The sequence below is a fragment of the Devosia sp. 1635 genome (assembly GCF_013185955.1).
Classification (GTDB): domain Bacteria; phylum Pseudomonadota; class Alphaproteobacteria; order Rhizobiales; family Devosiaceae; genus Devosia.
Window position 1 is genome coordinate 657,925 of sequence record NZ_JABAOM010000003.1, and the last position, 16,578, is coordinate 674,502.

General features: G+C 64.2%; 16 protein-coding genes. All 16 read left to right on the forward strand.

All coding sequences use genetic code 11. The features are described 5' to 3' along the window. Window positions 1-2: 2 nt before the first annotated feature. Complete coding sequence (locus tag HRU92_RS15420; protein WP_172121853.1) at window positions 3-1,004, forward strand: M14 family metallopeptidase; 1,002 nt, start codon at window positions 3-5, stop codon at window positions 1,002-1,004. Between the two features lie 26 nt (window positions 1,005-1,030). After that, window positions 1,031-1,939 (forward strand): polysaccharide deacetylase family protein, encoded by a 909-nt coding sequence (locus HRU92_RS15425; RefSeq protein WP_172121854.1) that lies wholly within the window; start codon window positions 1,031-1,033, stop codon window positions 1,937-1,939. Continuing rightward, complete coding sequence (locus tag HRU92_RS15430; RefSeq protein ID WP_172121855.1) at window positions 1,936-2,424, forward strand: ureidoglycolate lyase; 489 nt, start codon at window positions 1,936-1,938, stop codon at window positions 2,422-2,424. The genes HRU92_RS15425 and HRU92_RS15430 overlap by 4 nt, the downstream gene beginning before the upstream one ends. After that, window positions 2,421-3,323, forward strand: a complete 903-nt coding sequence (locus HRU92_RS15435; protein WP_172121856.1) for a dihydrodipicolinate synthase family protein — start codon at window positions 2,421-2,423, stop codon at window positions 3,321-3,323. Before HRU92_RS15430 ends, HRU92_RS15435 begins: the two co-directional genes overlap by 4 nt. Beyond that, window positions 3,320-3,997 carry a GntR family transcriptional regulator gene (locus tag HRU92_RS15440; protein ID WP_172121857.1) on the forward strand — a complete coding sequence of 226 codons (678 nt, stop codon included), beginning with the start codon at window positions 3,320-3,322 and terminating at the stop codon, window positions 3,995-3,997. Before HRU92_RS15435 ends, HRU92_RS15440 begins: the two co-directional genes overlap by 4 nt. Next, window positions 3,994-4,908, forward strand: a complete 915-nt coding sequence (locus tag HRU92_RS15445) for an NAD(P)-dependent oxidoreductase (RefSeq protein ID WP_172121858.1) — start codon at window positions 3,994-3,996, stop codon at window positions 4,906-4,908. The genes HRU92_RS15440 and HRU92_RS15445 overlap by 4 nt, the downstream gene beginning before the upstream one ends. Continuing rightward, window positions 4,905-5,984 carry a Gfo/Idh/MocA family oxidoreductase gene (locus tag HRU92_RS15450; RefSeq protein WP_248307157.1) on the forward strand — a complete coding sequence of 360 codons (1,080 nt, stop codon included), beginning with the start codon at window positions 4,905-4,907 and terminating at the stop codon, window positions 5,982-5,984. The genes HRU92_RS15445 and HRU92_RS15450 overlap by 4 nt, the downstream gene beginning before the upstream one ends. After that, window positions 5,981-7,540 carry an ABC transporter substrate-binding protein gene (locus HRU92_RS15455; RefSeq protein ID WP_248307158.1) on the forward strand — a complete coding sequence of 520 codons (1,560 nt, stop codon included), beginning with the start codon at window positions 5,981-5,983 and terminating at the stop codon, window positions 7,538-7,540. The genes HRU92_RS15450 and HRU92_RS15455 overlap by 4 nt, the downstream gene beginning before the upstream one ends. A 103-nt stretch (window positions 7,541-7,643) precedes the next feature. Further along, window positions 7,644-9,197, forward strand: coding sequence for an ABC transporter substrate-binding protein (locus tag HRU92_RS15460; RefSeq protein WP_172121859.1), 1,554 nt, complete (start codon window positions 7,644-7,646; stop codon window positions 9,195-9,197). Window positions 9,198-9,268: 71 nt separating this feature from the next. Further along, window positions 9,269-10,243, forward strand: a complete 975-nt coding sequence (locus HRU92_RS15465) for an ABC transporter permease (protein ID WP_172121860.1) — start codon at window positions 9,269-9,271, stop codon at window positions 10,241-10,243. A 9-nt stretch (window positions 10,244-10,252) separates the two neighbouring features. Continuing rightward, entirely contained in the window at window positions 10,253-11,176 is a 924-nt protein-coding gene (locus HRU92_RS15470; RefSeq protein WP_248307159.1) for an ABC transporter permease, read from the forward strand. Between the two features lie 32 nt (window positions 11,177-11,208). Beyond that, window positions 11,209-12,285 carry a Gfo/Idh/MocA family oxidoreductase gene (locus tag HRU92_RS15475; RefSeq protein ID WP_173088461.1) on the forward strand — a complete coding sequence of 359 codons (1,077 nt, stop codon included), beginning with the start codon at window positions 11,209-11,211 and terminating at the stop codon, window positions 12,283-12,285. Beyond that, window positions 12,282-13,034, forward strand: a complete 753-nt coding sequence (locus HRU92_RS15480) for an SDR family oxidoreductase (RefSeq protein ID WP_172121862.1) — start codon at window positions 12,282-12,284, stop codon at window positions 13,032-13,034. The genes HRU92_RS15475 and HRU92_RS15480 overlap by 4 nt, the downstream gene beginning before the upstream one ends. Before the next feature lie 152 nt (window positions 13,035-13,186). Further along, on the forward strand, window positions 13,187-14,236 hold the full coding sequence (locus HRU92_RS15485) for a mannonate dehydratase (RefSeq protein ID WP_172121513.1): 1,050 nt from the start codon (window positions 13,187-13,189) through the stop codon (window positions 14,234-14,236). A gap of 65 nt (window positions 14,237-14,301) precedes the next feature. After that, window positions 14,302-15,423 carry a lactonase family protein gene (locus HRU92_RS15490; protein ID WP_172121863.1) on the forward strand — a complete coding sequence of 374 codons (1,122 nt, stop codon included), beginning with the start codon at window positions 14,302-14,304 and terminating at the stop codon, window positions 15,421-15,423. Further along, entirely contained in the window at window positions 15,420-16,577 is a 1,158-nt protein-coding gene (locus HRU92_RS15495; protein WP_172121864.1) for a mandelate racemase/muconate lactonizing enzyme family protein, read from the forward strand. The genes HRU92_RS15490 and HRU92_RS15495 overlap by 4 nt, the downstream gene beginning before the upstream one ends. Window position 16,578: the final 1 nt, after the last annotated feature.

Here is a 16,578-nt window from a genome sequence, read left to right on the forward strand (position 1 = left end):
GCATGTCTGAAGCTAAAACCATCACTGTCGGCACCGCAACGGCCGCCCCGGGCGAAGTTGTGCGCGGCGTCATCCCCGTCACCGAACTGGCAGGCGGCAGCAAGGTCGAAATTCCCCTGGTGATCGTCAATGGCACCAAGCCCGGGCCGGTGTTCTGGGTCGATGGCGCCATCCATGGCGATGAGCCCGAAGGGCCGATGGCTTGCGCCATTGCGCTCAAGGAAGTCGATCCCGCCCAGCTTTCCGGCACCCTGGTGATGGTGCCGGTGCTCAATGTCATGGCCTTCGAGAATGCCAATCGCGGCAATCCGCTCGATACGTTCTCGTTTGACATGAACCGGATCTATCCCGGCCGCGCCAATGGCTATCTCAGCGAGCGCGTCGCCTGGGCCCATTCGGAATGGATGAGCAAGGTCGCCGATTTCGAGATCTCGATCCACTCGGGCGGCGCCCATTCCTTCCTCGCCAAGGCGATCTTTGTCGATGAGACCCCCGCTTCGGTGGAGCTGGCCATGGCCATGGGCGAGGGCTGGGGCTGCATCATGTCCAACTTCCTGCCCAAGGGCAGCCCGATGGCGCAGATGAAGGAGATCGGCAAAACCGGCATCACGGTGGAACTGGGCGGCCGTTCGGCTACCTCGCCCGAGAAATTTGCCGAAGTGTCCCGGCACCTGGCCGATTCCATCATCAACATCCTGCGCCACTACAAGATGTATCCGGGCGAGGCGACCTATCCCAAGGACGCCACCAAGGGCCAGCAGGAAGCATTGCTGGCTCCCGCTTCGGGCATTTTCGTGCCCACCCCGGGCGTTGATTTCCTCAAGCCCATGAACAAGGGCGACAGCATTGCCCGCATCGTCAATATTTTCGGCGATGAGCTGGCGCATATGGTGGCCCCGGCCGACGGCATGTTCTTCGGCCTGCGCGCCCTGCCCAATGTCAATACCGGCGACTGGTGCTGTTTCTTCAACAAGGTGGAAGGACCGCGGGCCTGGACGCCGTGAGGCAAGAGGCACCGGGAAACACATCCATGCGCGACTTCGTTGGCTACGCAAACCGACCACCAACCATACGCTGGCCCAACAATGCCGGCGTCGCGGTCAACTTCGTGCTCAACTATGAAGAGGGCTCCGAATATTCCATCGGCAATGGCGATGGCCGCTCGGAAACGGCCCTGATCGAGGTCAATGCTGCCCGCGTTCCCGCGGGTAGCAGGGATCTGGCGTCCGAGAGCATGTATGAATATGGCGCCCGGGTCGGCTTCTGGCGCATCGCCCAGCTGTTCCAGGACCGCCAGCTGCCGCTGACCATTTTTGCCGCCGCCCTCGCGCTCGAACGCAATCCGGAAGTGGCCAAGGCCATCGCCGCCACCGATTGGGATGTTGTCGCCCATGGCTATCGTTGGGTGGAACACTATCATCTGGACGAGGACACCGAGCGCGAGCATATCGCCAAGGCTCATGCCAGCATCCGCCAGAGCGTCGGGCGCCCGCCCGAAGGCTGGTATTGCCGCTATAGCCCCAGCCAATACACAAGGCGGCTGCTCGTCGAGCATGGCGGCTATAGCTATGACAGCGACGCCTATAATGACGAAGTGCCCTATTGGCTCGAGGTCGAGGGCACCCAGCATCTGGTGCTGCCCTATTCGCTGGTGACCAATGACGCGAAGCTGCTTGCGGGTGGGGGCATCGAAACGGCGGCCGATTATGCGCAATTCCTGATCGACAGCTTCGATGTGCTGGCGGCGGAAGGCAAAAAGACGCTGCGCATGATGTCGGTCGGCATGCATCCGCGCGTGCTCGGCCATCCCGGGCGCGTTGCGGGCCTTGTGCGTTTTCTCGACCATCTCGCAGGGCGCGACGATGTGTGGATTGCGCGCCGCGCCGATATTGCCGCCCATTGGCGCCAAGCCATGCCCCCGACGGGAGTGGCCGCATGATGCGCCAACTGGCTGTCGCCGATCGCTGTTCGCCCGAGGGTTTCGCGCCCTTTGGCGCCATCATCGATCGTCCCGCCGAGGCGGGGCAGCGGCAGTTCTATTCCGATTGGCTGGGCGGAGACGCGGGACTGGCGCCGGTGTTTCACGTCAACAATGTTCCCGCTACGGCGCTGCCCGCTGTCGTGACGAGGCTCGAGCGCCATTGGCATGCCGCGCAGTGTTTCACGCCGCTCGATGTCAGCCGCTATCTGGTCACTGTCACACCGTCGTTGCCCGATGGCAGCCCGGACTTGGCAGGGATGCAGAGCTTCGTCTTGCCCGGCACCAAGGGCGTCATCTACCGGCGCGGCGTTTGGCATGCCGGCGCGACGGTTCTGGATCGCGCTGGCGCCTTTGCCGTGCTGATGTGGCGGGGCGCCGCCGACGATGATGTGTTTGTCGAGGTCGCGCCCACCCAACTTGTTCTTGAAGGATCGAACCCATGACCCGCACGCCCAAACTGTTCGTTCCCGCCATCACCCCCTTTGCCGCCGATCTCAGCATCGATGCCGACCGGTTCATCACCAATTGCCAGGCGCTGCTCGCTGACGGCGCCGATGGGCTGGCGCCGTTCGGCACCACGAGCGAAGCCAATTCCATGAGTGTGGGTGAGCGGATCGACCTGCTCGATGCCTTGCTCGATGCGGGGGTGGCGCCCGAGCGGCTGATCCCGGGCACCGGCTGCGCCGCCTTGCCCGATACCATCGCGCTCACCAAACATGCCGTCTCGCGCGGGGTGCTGGGCACGCTGACGCTGCCGCCCTTTTACTACAAAGGCGTGCCCGAAGAAGGGCTGGTCGACAGCTATTCGGCCGTGATCGATGCGGTGGGGGACAGCCGGCTCAAGATCTATCTATACCACATTCCCCAGACCAGCGGCGTACCCATCACCCTGACGCTGATCGAAAAGCTCCTCGCCAAGCATCCCGGCGTGTTTGTCGGGCTCAAGGACAGCTCGGGCAATTGGGACAACACCCATGCGGTGATCAAGGCCTTCCCGGAGCTGGAAACCTATTCCTCTTCCGAAGCCCTGATCCCGCAGAACGTCGCCGCTGGCGGCGCGGGCTGCATCAGCGCTTCGGCCAATGTGAATGCCAGGAACATCGTGGCGCTGATGCGCGCTCTGGGCACGCCCGAGGAAGCGGCAATCGCCGCCGGCGTAACGCAAGTGCGCAAGATCTTCGAGGGCTTGCCGCTGATCCCGGCGATCAAGGCGGCAGTGGCACAGCGCCACAACGATCCGGCTTATGCCATTGTGCGGCCCCCATTCGTGGCGCTCGATGCCAGCCATGATGGGGCGATTGCCCGGGCCGCCGAGCTCGCCTTTGCGGGGGCCCGGTCATGATCGGGGATCCGCAGACGCCGGAAATCGGCCGCATCGAGAACGTGCCACTGCGCGTTTCGGTGGCCGAGATCATCCGCCAGGCCATCATCAACGGCACGATGCGCCCCGGCACCCCGGTGGTGGAAATGGCGCTGGCCGAGCAGCTCAATGTGTCGCGCGCCCCGGTGCGCGAAGCCATCCAAATCCTCGAGGCCGATGGGCTGATCGAAAGCGAGCCCTACAAGGGCAAGCGCGTCAAGCCGCTCACCCTCAAGGAAGTGGAGGAGCTTTATAGCCTGCGCGAGCAGTTCGAGGCTTTTGCCATTCGCCGCGTCGTGGAGCGGCAGGCCGATGTCAGCGAACTGCACGAGCACTCCGATGCCATGTATGCGGCGGCTGAGCGGGGGGACCTCGCCGGGCTCAACACCGCCGACGAAGCCTTTCACCGCGCGCTGATCCGGCTGGCCGACCATGGCCTCATGCTGACGCTCTGGGACAATCTTTACCTGCGCATCCGCCAGATCATGGCGCTGCGCAACAGCGCCAATCGCGACCTGCGGGCGGTGGCGCTCAATCACCCTCCCATCATTGCAGCGATCGAAAAACGGGACATGATCCTCGCCATCTCGCTGATCTCCGATCATACCCGCTCGGCCTCCCAGATCACCCCCGAAGAGTTGGGGATCGCGCCATGACCCGAAGCGTGCTTGTAACCGGCGCCGGGGGATTTGTCGGTTCGCACCTGGCGGAAGGGTTTTTGGCTTTGGGCTATCGGGTCGTGGCGCTGGATCAGGCTTTCGATGCCCGAACGCGCGAGCGGCTGGCGGGCGCCCAACTGCTGGCAACGCCGCTGACGGCGGGGGCGCTTGCCGGAGTGGAGCGGGTGGATGTCGTTGTGCATGGCGCGGCGATCACGACGCCTCCGGTCGAGTTCGGGCTTTCCGATGCCGGCCATGTCGCCGCCAATATGGATCTGCTGCGCACCAGCCTCCAATGGGCGCTGGCGCGCGGGGTGGAACAGTCCGTCTTCCTGAGCTCCTCGGGCGTGTTCAGCGCCCGGGATGGCGGGGCGGTCCAGCTGGAAAGCGCTTCCCCTACCAGCACGGAACCCTATGCGCTGGCCAAGCGCGCCGGCGAGGACGCGGTAACGGCCGCGGCAGGCAGGCTGCAGGCAATCGCGGTGCGGCTGGGGCCGATCTATGGTCCCCATGAAGCGCCGCGCGGCACCCGCACCACCGTCTCGCAAGTGCGCCGCTGGCTCGATCGCGCCGAAGCAGGCGAGGCCATCATCGTGCGCCAGCCCGAAGAGCGGCGCGACTGGACCTTTGCGCCTGATCTGGCCGGAGCGCTGCACCGGCTGCTGGCAATCAACCCGCCGGTGACGGGCGTCGTGCATCTGTGTTCGGGGCAAATCCTGTCCAATCTCGAATTGGCGCAGGCCATTGCCGACCTCCTGCCCTCTACCCGGTTGGTGGTGGAGCCCGAAACTGGCGCGGTGTCGCGCCGGCCCATGGGCAGTGACCGCCTCGATCTCGCTTCGCTCGGTCCTTGGACCGACCCTCCCACCGGCCTCGCCATGGCCCGCAACCGGGAGGCAGTCGCTTGAGCCCCTTGCGCATCATTCTCGTGGGCCTGGGGGCCCGGGCCCAGTTCTGGATGCGGGTGATCCGCTCCAATCCCGATTGCATCATTGTGGGGCTAGTGGACCCCTCCGAAGCCGCCCGGGCGCGCGCGCTCGAGCAATGGCCCGATGCCGTGGCCGCGCCCGATGTGAGCCTCCTGTCCCAAATCGAGGCCGATGCCGTGCTGCTTGCCACCCCACCGGGCGGGCGCGAAGCGCAGATGGAAGCGGCCTGCTCGGCGGGTCTCGCCATCCTGGCAGAAAAGCCGCTGGCTGACAGCGTGGGGCTGGCGGCGCGCTATGTGGAAATGGCCGAGGCGGCCGATGTGCCGCTGATGGTGGGGCTCAATTTCCGCTTCCTGCCGGTGACGCAAAAGACGCTCGAACTCTTCGACACCACCGTCGGGGAACCCGAATTCGCCCGCTTCACCTATGAGCGCTGGCGCGATGGCTGGAAGCCCAATTTCAACAAATATCCCCTCACCATGGACCAACCCATGCTGTGGGAGCAGTCGATCCACCATTTCGACCTGATGCGCTATGTCTACCGCTCCGAGCCCGTTTCGGTGTTCGGCCACACCTTTAATCCCAGCTGGTCGATGTATCGCGACGACGCCAATGTGTCGGCGCTGATCACCTTTGCCAATGGGGTGACGGTCAACTACCAGGGGCTCTGGCAATCCAACTGGCAGACCCCAGGCTTTCAATGGCGGAGCGAATGCGCCCGCGGCGTTGTGGTCCAGAACGAGCAGTTCGGCCAGCTCAACTATGCCCTGCATGCCGATGCCGAACTCACCCCGGTGCCGCTGCCGCCCTATGAACAATGGATCAATGACGCGGAAGCCCTGCTGGCCGCGTTTGTCGCCGCCCTGCGCGGCACGGCACCTCTGCTGTGCTCGGGACGCGACCACCTCAGTTCGCTTCGCATGGTTCAGGCCTGCATTCTTTCGAGCCAGCAGAACCAGGCGATCAATCCGGCCGATCTCGAGACCGCAGCGAAGCGGGAGACCGGCCATCACCACCTCGACCCATCCGCACTCCAGCAAAGGACGTCCCAATGACAACCATGAGATCCATGCTCATGGCCGGAACGGTGGCGCTCGTCGCGCCCCTGGCTCCTGCCTATGCCGCGCCGCCCGATGACACGCTCGTTGTCGGGATTTCCGCCGATGCGACCACGTTCGATCCGGCCGTGATCAGCAGCCGCGACAATTCCAACATCGCCAAGCACATCTTCGGGACGCTCTACGAGATCGACCCGGACGGCAATATCGTGCCGCAGATGGCAGAGTCCTATACCGAGGCTGAGGACGGGCTGAGCTACACCTATAAGCTCCAGCCCGGCCTGACCTGTGAGGACGGGGAAGCACTGACCGCCGAGGACGTGGCCTATTCGTTCAATCGCGCGGGCGATCCGGCCAATGCCTTTACCGGCAACACGCCCGGCTTTGTGTATTCCTCGATCGGCTTTAATGGCGCCGAGGCGGTGAGCGATCTTGAGGTCAAGATCAATCTGACCAAGAAGAACCCGGTCTCGTTCGGCCTCATTGCCGAAGTCTTCGTGCACTGCAAGGACAGCTACGAGGCGATGAGCCTGGAAGATGCTTCCTCCAAGCCGGTCGCCTCGGGTTCCTATCGCCTGGCCTCCTGGGACCGCGGCTCGCAGGTGGTGCTGGAAAAGCTCAAGGACCCCGGCACGTTCCAGAACATCATCTGGCGTATCATTCCCGAAGCCTCGACCCGTTCGGCCGAGCTTATCGCGGGCAATGTCGACGTCATCACCAATGTGGCGCCCGACCAGATCGATGCCGTGAACGCTTCGGGCAGTGCAGAGGTCAAGGCCGTGCAGGGCACGCGCCGCATCTATGTGGGCTTCAACCAGAAGGACAGCTTCGCCAATGGTTCGCCGGGCGGTGAAGCCATCCAGAAGACCGATGTGCGCGTGGCGCTGCAATATGCCGTCGATGTGGAAGCCATCTGCAGCCAGTTGCTGAACTTTGAATGCACCCGCGCCACGGGCCTCGTGAACCCGCCCAACGCTAATCCCAATCTCGAACCCTATGCCTATGATCCCGACAAGGCCGAGGAACTGCTCGATGCCGCCGGTTATCCACGGGGCGAAGATGGCACCCGGTTCGAGATCAACTTCCAGGCGCCGCGCGGCCGTTACCTCAACGACGCCAATGTGGCCCTCGCCATCGGCCAGTATCTCGATGATATCGGGGTCAAGACCAATGTCGAACTGATGGAATGGGCTTCGGTCTATGTGCCCCTGATTTCCAAGCACGATGTGGGGCCGATGTTCCTGCTCGGCTCGGGCGGCGGCACCTGGAGCGCGCTTTATGACATGGCTGACCTCTCCACGGTCGATGCTGGCACCAACTACACCGAGTGGAGCAACCCCGACTGGTTCTCGGGTTGGGAAGAAATCGCGGCGGCCAAGACCCCCGAAGAGCAGCGCGTCGTCATCGATCGCATGCTCGAGGTCTTCTACAACGATCCGCCGTGGCTGATGCTGTACTTCCAGCCCGATTTCTACGGCGTGTCCAAGCGCGTGACCTTCGAGCCACGCCGCGACGAGAAGGTGTACCTGTTCGACGCCGCTCTGGCGCAGTGACGAACATGGCATGCGGGGGATTTCCTCCCGCGTGCCAACCAACCGGCGGACACAAGCCGGGCCAAGAAACTGCAGCGCGGGACGTCACATCAAGGGAATGACCATGAAAACCTTGCACCACCTTCTGCTGGCGAGCACGATCGCCATTGCCGCTCCATCTCTTGTCCATGCCGCTCCGCCCGACAACACGATCGTGGTCGGCCTGAGTGCGGATGCAGCCACCTTCGATCCGGCCCAGATTTCGAGCCGCGACAATTCCAACATCGCCAAGCACATCTTTGCCACCCTGTTCACGGTGAACTTCGAAGGGGAAGTGACCCCTTATCTCGTGGACCAGACCAGCGTCAGCCCGGACGGGCTGAGCTATACCTTCACGCTCAAGAACGGGCTGACCTGCGAGGATGGCGAGCCGCTGACCGCCGAGGACGTGGCCTATTCGTTCAACCGGCCGGCCGACAAGTCCCTGGCCTTCACCGGCAATACGCCCGGCTTTGTGTATACGACCCTGGGCTTCAAATCGGCCGAGGCGCTGGACGATCTCAACGTCAAGATCAACCTGTCCGCCAAGACAACCCTGGCGCTGGGGATGATGTCCCAGGTCTATATCCACTGCAAGGATAGCTACGAGGCCATGACGCCCCAAGAGGCGGCCGACAAGCCGATCGGCTCGGGCTCCTATCGCCTCGCTTCATGGGATCGCGGCTCCCAGATCGTGCTCGAAAAGGTCAAGGACCCTGGCAATTTCGAGACGATCATCTGGCGCATCATTCCCGAAGCCTCCACCCGCACCGCCGAGCTGATCGCGGGCAATGTCGATATCATCACCAATGTGTCTCCCGACCAGGCGCCCGCCATCGACAGCTCGGGCAGCGCCGCCGTCGCCAAGGTCAATGGCACAAGGCGCATGCAGGTGGGCTTCAACCTCGGCAAGGGCGTCGAGGGCATGCCGGGAGCTAAGGAAATCCAGGACCCCAAGGTGCGTCATGCCCTGCAATATGCCGTGGATGTGCCGGGCATTTGCTCGCAGCTCCTGGGCACCGAATGCACGCGCATGACGAGCCTCGTCAATCCGCCCAACGACAATCCCGAACTCACCCCCATTCCCTATGATCCCGACAAGGCCGAGCAGCTGCTCGACGAGGCCGGCTATCCGCGCAATGCCGAAGGAGTGCGGTTCTCCATTCGCCTGCAGGGGCCGCGCGGCCGTTATCTCAACGATGCCAATGTCGTCCAGGCCATCGGGCAATATCTGAGCGATGTGGGGGTGCAGACCGAAGTCGAGCTGCTCGAATGGGCGACGGTCTATTCGCCCCTGCTGCGCACCAAGGAAATGGGGCCATTGTTCTTTCTGGGGCAGGGCGGGGTGACCTGGAACCCGCTCTACGACATGAGCCTGTTCTCCACCCCCGACGGGGCCACCAATTACCAGAGCTGGACCGACCAGCGCTGGTTTGACGACTGGAAGCTGGCGGTCGATGCCGACGCGGTCGAGGAGGCCCGCCCCGTCATCAACCGCATGCTCAAGCTCTTCCACGAGGAAGGGCCCTGGCTGCTGCTCTACTTCCAGCCTGACTTCTACGGCGTTTCCAACCGCATCGACTGGACACCGCGCCGCGATGAAGAAATCGATCTCTTCAACGCAACGCTGAAGTCCTAAGCTTTCACTTCCGCGGGGCGCCGCCCGATTGTGGCGCCTCCTCCCTTCTCTCTGTTGTGGGCCTTCCGCCAGTGTGGACATTCATCATCAGGCGTTTGCTGCAAAGCGCCATCGTCATCATCGGGGTTACGCTCATCACCTTCACGGCGCTGCAGATGAGCGGGGATCCGACTTATCTTTATGTCAGCGAACGGGCGACCGACGAGGAGATCCAGCGCACGCGTGAAGCGCTGGGCTTCGACAAGCCGCTGCCCGAACAATACCTGACCTTTCTGGGCAATCTCGCCCAGGGTGATTTCGGCAACTCGCTGAGCTACAAGCGTCCCGCGCTCGATGCCGTGCTCGAAGCGCTGCCGGCAACGCTGGAACTGACGCTGTTTGCGATGTTCCTCGCCATTGTCGTGGCCATTCCCCTGGGTGTGGTGGCCTCGCTCAACCGCGGCTCGGCGGTGGATGGCTCGATCATGACCGTGGGCATGCTGGGCCAATCCATTCCCAGTTTTTGGCTCGGGATCATGATGATCATGTTCTTCGGGCTGCAGATGCGCATCCTGCCCATTTCGGGGCATGTGCCCTTTATCATGCCGCTGCTGTCGGGCGATTGGGCCCAGGCCTTCCGCAATCTGCCCCAGGCGCTCTACTACCTCATCATGCCCGGCTTTGCGGTGGCGTTCTATTCCATCTCGCGCAATGCGCGCCTCGTGCGCTCCTCGATGCTCGAAGTGCTGGGCCAGGATTTCGTGCGCACCGCCCGCGCCAAGGGCATCAGCGAGCGAGCCGTGGTGATCCGGCATGCGCTGCGCAATGCCTGGCTGCCGGTGGTGACCATGATCGGGCTCGAATTCGGCTTCCTGATCGGTGGCGTCGTCGTGGTGGAGATGGTGTTTTCCTGGCCCGGCATCGGCCGGCTAGTGTTCAACGCCATCAACCAGCGTGACATTCCCGTGGTGCAGGCCGCCGTCGTGATCCTGGCGCTGGTGTTCATCGCCCTCAATCTCATCGTCGATCTGGTTTACGCCAAGATCGACCCCCGCGTGAAACTCTAGGAGGCCGGCATGGCAATCGAAGCTATCCCCGCGACCCCGGTCCAGGCCCGTCCGCTCTCGCATCGCCGGCGCGAGCTGCGCCGCGCCATGCGCTCCATGCTGCAGGCCAAGTGGCCGGTGGTGGCGCTGCTGGTGCTGCTGCTCGTCGCCTTCGCCGCCATTTTCGGCCCCTGGATATCCCCGCTCGATCCCAACCGGCAGGACATCATGATGCGCCTCGCCGATCCGCTGACCGAAGGTCGGCGCAATGCCTTTTTCCTGCTCGGCACCGACGGCCTGGGGCGCGATGTGCTGTCGCGCCTGCTTTACGGGGCGCGCATTTCGCTGCTCGTTGGCATCTGCGCGATTCTGGTGGGGGGCACGATCGGGGTGATCGCGGGCCTGCTTGCCGGCTATTTCGGTGGCTGGATCGACGACGTGATCATGCGGCTGGGCGATATTCAGCTCGCTTTCCCCTTCATTCTCCTCGCGATCATGTTTCTTGTGATCCTGGGGCCGGGGGTGATGAACATCATCATCGTGCTGGGGGTGGGCCAATGGGTGACCTATGCCCGCATCGTGCGCGCGCAAACCCTGTCGCTGCGCGAAAAGGAATATGTGGAAGCGGCACGCGCGCTGGGGGATTCCACCTTCCTCATCATCTTCCGCACGATTTTGCCCAACATCATTGCGCCCCTCACCGTCATCGCCTCGTTCAACGTGGCCTCGGTAATCCTGTCGGAAGCTTCGCTCTCGTTCCTGGGCCTGGGCGTGCCGCCCAATGTGCCCACTTGGGGCGCCATGCTCGCCGACAGCCGCGACCAGCTGATGGCCAACAAATGGTGGCTGGCCTTCTTCCCGGGCATTGCGATCGTCCTGACCGTCTTGTCCTTCAACATCCTAGGCGACTGGCTGCGCGACTTCCTTGATCCGCGCCTCAAGACCATGGCCTGAGCCCTACCAACCCGCAAAAGAGCAAGAAACCCATGAAAGTTGGCATTGTTGGCGCAAGCTTTGCGCGCGCCGCCTATCTCCCGGCCCTGCGCCATGTGCCCGGCGCGGAGGTGATTGCCCTCGCCTCAGGCCGCCTCGACAGTGCCCGCTCGGCTGCCGCCGAGTTCGACATTCCCCATGCCTATGACGACTGGCAGGCCATGCTCGATGGCCAGCGGCTGGATCTCGTGCTGATTGCCACGCCAACCGACCTGCATGCGCCCATCACGCTCGCGGCGCTCGAGCAGGGTGCGCATGTGCTCTGTGAAAAGCCCACCGCCATGGATGCGGCCGAGGCCGAGCAGATGCTCGAGCATGCCGAAGCGCTCGGGCGCCTGCACATGATCGACCATGAACTGAGGTTCAACCCCAACCGGGCCAAGGTCGCGAGCATGATCGCCGCGGGCGAGCTGGGCGAGATCCGGCACGTCAACATCGCCAATATCGGTGCATCCTGGGCCGATCCGGCCAGCCGCCCCAAGGGCGACTGGTGGAGCCTTGCTGAACATGGCGGGGGCCGGCTCGGCGCCAATGGCAGCCACCAGGTCGACATGCTGCGCTGGTGGCTGGGGCCGGTGGCTTCGGTCGTGGGGCAGGCGCTAACCGTGATCCCCGACCGGCGCGACAAGAAGACCGGGGAGCCCTGGACGGCCACTGCCGATGATCTGGCCTATTTCACCCTCGAGATGCAGAGCGGCGCGCTCGCCCAGGTGTTCATGAGCGGGGTGGCGGCCAACAATATCGGCAACCTCACGCAGGTATTTGGGTCCAAGGGCACCATCCTCCTCGACAATGACGATGAAAAATTGCTGTTCGCCAAGGCGGGCGGCAGCTTTGAGGACATCACCCAGCCCGATCCGAATGCCGATCTGCCCGGGCTCAACAAGGGCATCTGGAATGTGTCGGTCGTGGGGGCGCTACGCGAACTCAGCAGTGCGATCACCGACGGGCGCAAGCTCAAGGCGGGCGCCACCTTCTTTGATGGACTGGCCAATCAGCGCGTGCTCGACGCGGTCAAGCAATCCACCGCCAGCCGTGCCTGGGTCGACCTGCCGGCCGAGCGGCAATGAGCCGCCCGATCGCGGGGCAGCGCGTCATCATCACCGGGGCCGGGGCAGGGCTGGGCGCCGCCATCGCCCGCCGCTTTGCCGCTGCCGGGGCGCGGCTGGCGCTGATGGATTATGACGCGCTGGCGCTTGGGGACACGGCGCGCGATTGCGGCGCGCGGGCGCTGCCCATCGAGGTCGATCTGGCCGATCGGGGCGCCACCAATGCCGCCATTGCCCGAATATTCGGTCAGCTGGGGCGGATCGATACCCTGATCCATAACGCCGCCATTTTGCGGCCCACCCCCTTGGCCGAGGAAAGCTTCGAGAGCTTTTTCCGCACCGTCAATGTGGGCCTGCAGGCCGGCTTTCAGCTCGCCCATGCGGTGTGGCCGGGCATGCGCGACGGGGGCGGCGGGGCGCTGGTCTTCGTGTCCTCGCGTTCAGGCATCGAGGGCTTTGCCGATGAAGCGGCTTATTGCGCGGCCAAGCACGCGCTCGAGGGGTTGAGCAAATCGCTGGCGCTTGAAGGCGCACCCCACGCCATCACCTCCCATACGGTGACGCCCGGCATGTATATGCGCACCCCCATGTCGGAGCGGAACTACAGCCCCGAGCTCAAGCAGCAATGGGTCGACCCCGCCCAACTGACCTCGGCCTTTGTGGCCTTGGCCGAAGGGCGGGCGCCGATCCCCAGCGGGCAGCGGGTCAATGCCTGGACCTTGTCGCAACAGCTCGATGGCGCCGTAGCTTCCATGGGGGCGGCAGGCTGAAAGGGCGGCGGGCACTCCCCGCCCTGGCAATTCCCTCCTTCCATTGGCGTCTTTGCTGTTGGCAGCGGCGGGCGGCTGGCCTAGTCTCATTTGCATCACGGCCGCTTCAGCCCGCCAAGAGGCATGAGCGGCCAGTGCAGAGGGGGGACGTCGTGGCGATCAGAATCGCTGTCGGGCAATTCCACGAGCTCAGCCAGGAGCGCCTGCGCTTTGCCGCGCAGATCGGGGCCACCGGTATCCAGTTGAACAACCCAACCCTTCCCGGCGACACGCGCTGGGAAGAGCGGGATGTGCGCGCGCTGGTGGAAGAGGTTGAGGCGGCGGGGCTGGTGTTCGAGGCCATCGAGAATGTGCCCACCCATTTCTACCACAAGGCCATGCTTGGGCTTGAGGGCCGGGACGAGCAGATCGAGAATTACCAGGCTACGATCCGCACCGTGGCGCGGGCGGGGGTGCCGGTGCTGGGCTACCACTTCATGCCCAATTCGGTCTGGACCACCAACCGGTCAGCGCAAACGCGGGGCGGGGCACTGGCGCGCCAGTTCGACATGAGCGTCGTCGAGGCCCATGCCGACGATCTCGAAGCCTTGCGCAGCTTCATGCCGACGACGCTCGGGCGGGCGAGCTCCATGCCCCTTTTCGGCAAGGGCGGACCGGTGATCACCGAAGACGTCATGTGGAGCAATTACCGCTATTTCATCGAAGCGGTGCTGCCCGTGGCCGAGGAGGAAGGGCTGCGGCTGGCGCTGCATCCCGACGATCCGCCGGTGCCGATGCTGGGCGGGGTGGCGCGCCTCTTCTACCAGCCCGAAAACTTCCGCCGCGCCTATGAGCTCGCCGGCCAGTCGCCAGCCTGGGCCCTCGATCTCTGCCTGGGCTGTTGCTCGGAAATGCCCGGCGGCAAGGCGGCGGTGCGCGAGATGATCGATTTCTTCGCCCCGCGCGGCACCATCGCCTATATCCATTTCCGCGACGTGCAGGGGGCCGTTCCCAATTTCACCGAATGCTTCATCGGCGATGGCAATTACGATCCGGCTGAAGTGATTGCGCTCTTGGCCAAACATCGCTTCGATGGCTTCCTGCTCGACGATCATGTTCCCAAACTGGATGGCGACAGCGACTGGAACCATCGCGGCCGCGCCCATGCCATTGGCTATATGCAAGGTTTGCTGCGCATGGCCGACTATTGCGACCTGCTCTGAAACCCTTGCCGGCCGGCGTTCCTCCGGCCAGCCCCTGCGCTGCAAAAGTTTGAGGACCTGGTTTAATGCCTTCTGCCCTGGTGTTCGTTGGTGGTGTCAATCGCGGGATCGGCTATGTCGCCCACCCCGCCGGGGAGGGGATCGCGGCCTTCCGGCTGGACCTTGCCAGCGGGGCGGCAGAGCCGCTGGCCGTTACCAAGGGCATCGACAACCCGACCTTTGTGGCCGTGGCGCCCGATGGGCAAAGCCTGGTTGCCGTCAGCGAAGTGGATGGCTGGCATGAAGGCTTGATCACCGCCTATGGACTGGATCGGGCGACCGGCGCCCTGCGCTATCGCAACAAGCAGCCCACCCGGGGCGATTACACCTGCTTTGCCGGCTTTGATCGCTCGGGCCGCTGGGCCGGCATTGCCAATTATGGCGGCGTGCCGATCACCGAAGAGCCTAATCGCTCCTTTGCCATTTTCCCCGTACGGGCCGATGGGAGCCTCGGCGCCCCTTGTGCCGAAATCACCCATACCGGGCAGGGCAAGGATCCCGACCGGCAGGGGCGGCCCCATGCTCATTGCCTGCGCTGGAGCCCTGACAACCGCTTTGTCCTCGTGGCCGATCTCGGGATTGACCGGCTGCTGATCTATCGCTTCGACGCGCAAAGCGGCGCCGTTTTGGCGCATGGCGCGGCCGAGTTGGCGCCGGGTGCCGGGCCGCGGCACCTGCAATTCCATCCCGGCCTGCCGCTGGTCTATTGCGTCAACGAACTCGACAGCACCCTTGCCACCTTGCGCTTCGACCCCGAGGCGGGGCAGCTCGAACTGCTGGGTGCCGTGTCCACCCTGCCAGCGGGCGGGCACCCCGGCAATTCCTGCTCCGCCATCGCCGTGCACCCCAGTGGGCAACACATCTTTGTCGGCAATCGCGGCCATGACAGTGTCGCTCGCTTTGTTCTCGATACCCAAACCGGACTGCCGACGCTGCTGGGCACCACGCCGGCAGGCGGACACATTCCGCGTGACCTGGCGCTCGACCCCTCCGGCACGCTCCTGGCCGTTGCCAATCAGGAAAGCGACCGAGTGTCCCTGTTCCGCTACGAGCCGCAGAGCGGCGGGCTCGAGCCGCTCGAAACGCCCATCGATGTGGGCTCGCCGACCGTCGTTGCCTTTCACCCTGAACTCGGGGGCGCGGCATGAAGATCACCGCCATCAAGCCCTTTCCCGTCTGGGTCGGACACCGCAACCAGCTGATCCTCAAGATCGAAACCGACGAGGGAATCTATGGCTGGGGCGAAAGCGGGCTGTCAGGCCGCGAAAAGGCGGTGATCGGCGCGATCGAGCATTTCCGCGACTTCCTGCTCGGGCGCGATCCCATGCGCATCGGCGCCATCTGGCAGGAGCTTTATCGCAGCCAGTATTTCGAAGGCGGGCGCGTGTTGCTCGCCGCCCAATCGGCGATCGATATTGCGCTCCATGACCTCAAGGCCAAGGCGCTGGGCGTGCCGGTTTACGAGCTGCTAGGGGGCAAGCAGCGCGACGTGATCCCGACCTTTCCCTCCGTCGCCAATGTCGAGGGACCCGAAGGCATCGCGGCCGCGCAGGCGCTGGTTGCGCGTGGCTGGAACGTGGTGCGCTTCTTTCCCGCCGCCTGGAGCAATGCACAGAACATCTTTGAGCCGCGCGTGTCGATCGGCCGGACGGCGCGGGCGCTGGTGGCGGCGCGCGAAGCGCTCGGGGAGGAGGTGGTGATCGGGGTGGATTACCACCACCGGCTGAGCGTGGCGGAAGCGGCGAGCTTTTGCCGAAAGATGCCATCGGGCACGCTCGACTTCCTCGAGGAACCCATTCGCGACGAAGCGCCCGAGGCCTATGAGGCGCTGCGGCGGCTGACCGATGTGCCCTTTGCCATTGGCGAGGAATTTGCCAGCAAATGGCAGTTCCTGCCCTTTATCGAGCGCGACATCCACCAGTTCAACCGGCTTGATCTCTGCAATGTCGGCGGCTTCACCGAAGCCATGAAAGTGGCCGGTTGGAGCGAGGCCCATTATGTCGACATGATGCCCCATAATCCCTTGGGGCCGATCTGCACCGCCGCCACCATCCATTTCTCCGCCGCCGTTCCCAATTTCTCCTGGCTCGAAACCCGCGTGGCGGTGGGCGATCTTTATAGCGGGGAAGCGGGCAATGAGATCTTCACCCAGCAGCCGCGCCTCGAAGGCGTGGTTTACCGCGTCCCCGACGGGCCGGGCCTCGGCGTCGAGGTGGATGAAGGAGGGCTGGCGGCGCAAAGCTTCCGCTTCTGGGAAGCGCCCCATCTGCGCCGCCCCGATGGTTCGGTGACCAATTGGTGAG

Coding starts and splice junctions, on each gene's coding strand:
- HRU92_RS15490 (WP_172121863.1), top strand. CDS start 14,302: ATGCCTTCTGCCCTGGTGTTCGTTGGTGGTGTCAATCGCGGGATCGGC.
- HRU92_RS15430 (WP_172121855.1), top strand. CDS start 1,936: ATGATGCGCCAACTGGCTGTCGCCGATCGCTGTTCGCCCGAGGGTTTC.
- HRU92_RS15480 (WP_172121862.1), top strand. CDS start 12,282: ATGAGCCGCCCGATCGCGGGGCAGCGCGTCATCATCACCGGGGCCGGG.
- HRU92_RS15470 (WP_248307159.1), top strand. CDS start 10,253: ATGGCAATCGAAGCTATCCCCGCGACCCCGGTCCAGGCCCGTCCGCTC.
- HRU92_RS15445 (WP_172121858.1), top strand. CDS start 3,994: ATGACCCGAAGCGTGCTTGTAACCGGCGCCGGGGGATTTGTCGGTTCG.
- HRU92_RS15435 (WP_172121856.1), top strand. CDS start 2,421: ATGACCCGCACGCCCAAACTGTTCGTTCCCGCCATCACCCCCTTTGCC.
- HRU92_RS15460 (WP_172121859.1), top strand. CDS start 7,644: ATGAAAACCTTGCACCACCTTCTGCTGGCGAGCACGATCGCCATTGCC.
- HRU92_RS15455 (WP_248307158.1), top strand. CDS start 5,981: ATGACAACCATGAGATCCATGCTCATGGCCGGAACGGTGGCGCTCGTC.
- HRU92_RS15425 (WP_172121854.1), top strand. CDS start 1,031: ATGCGCGACTTCGTTGGCTACGCAAACCGACCACCAACCATACGCTGG.
- HRU92_RS15440 (WP_172121857.1), top strand. CDS start 3,320: ATGATCGGGGATCCGCAGACGCCGGAAATCGGCCGCATCGAGAACGTG.
- HRU92_RS15420 (WP_172121853.1), top strand. CDS start 3: ATGTCTGAAGCTAAAACCATCACTGTCGGCACCGCAACGGCCGCCCCG.
- HRU92_RS15475 (WP_173088461.1), top strand. CDS start 11,209: ATGAAAGTTGGCATTGTTGGCGCAAGCTTTGCGCGCGCCGCCTATCTC.
- HRU92_RS15495 (WP_172121864.1), top strand. CDS start 15,420: ATGAAGATCACCGCCATCAAGCCCTTTCCCGTCTGGGTCGGACACCGC.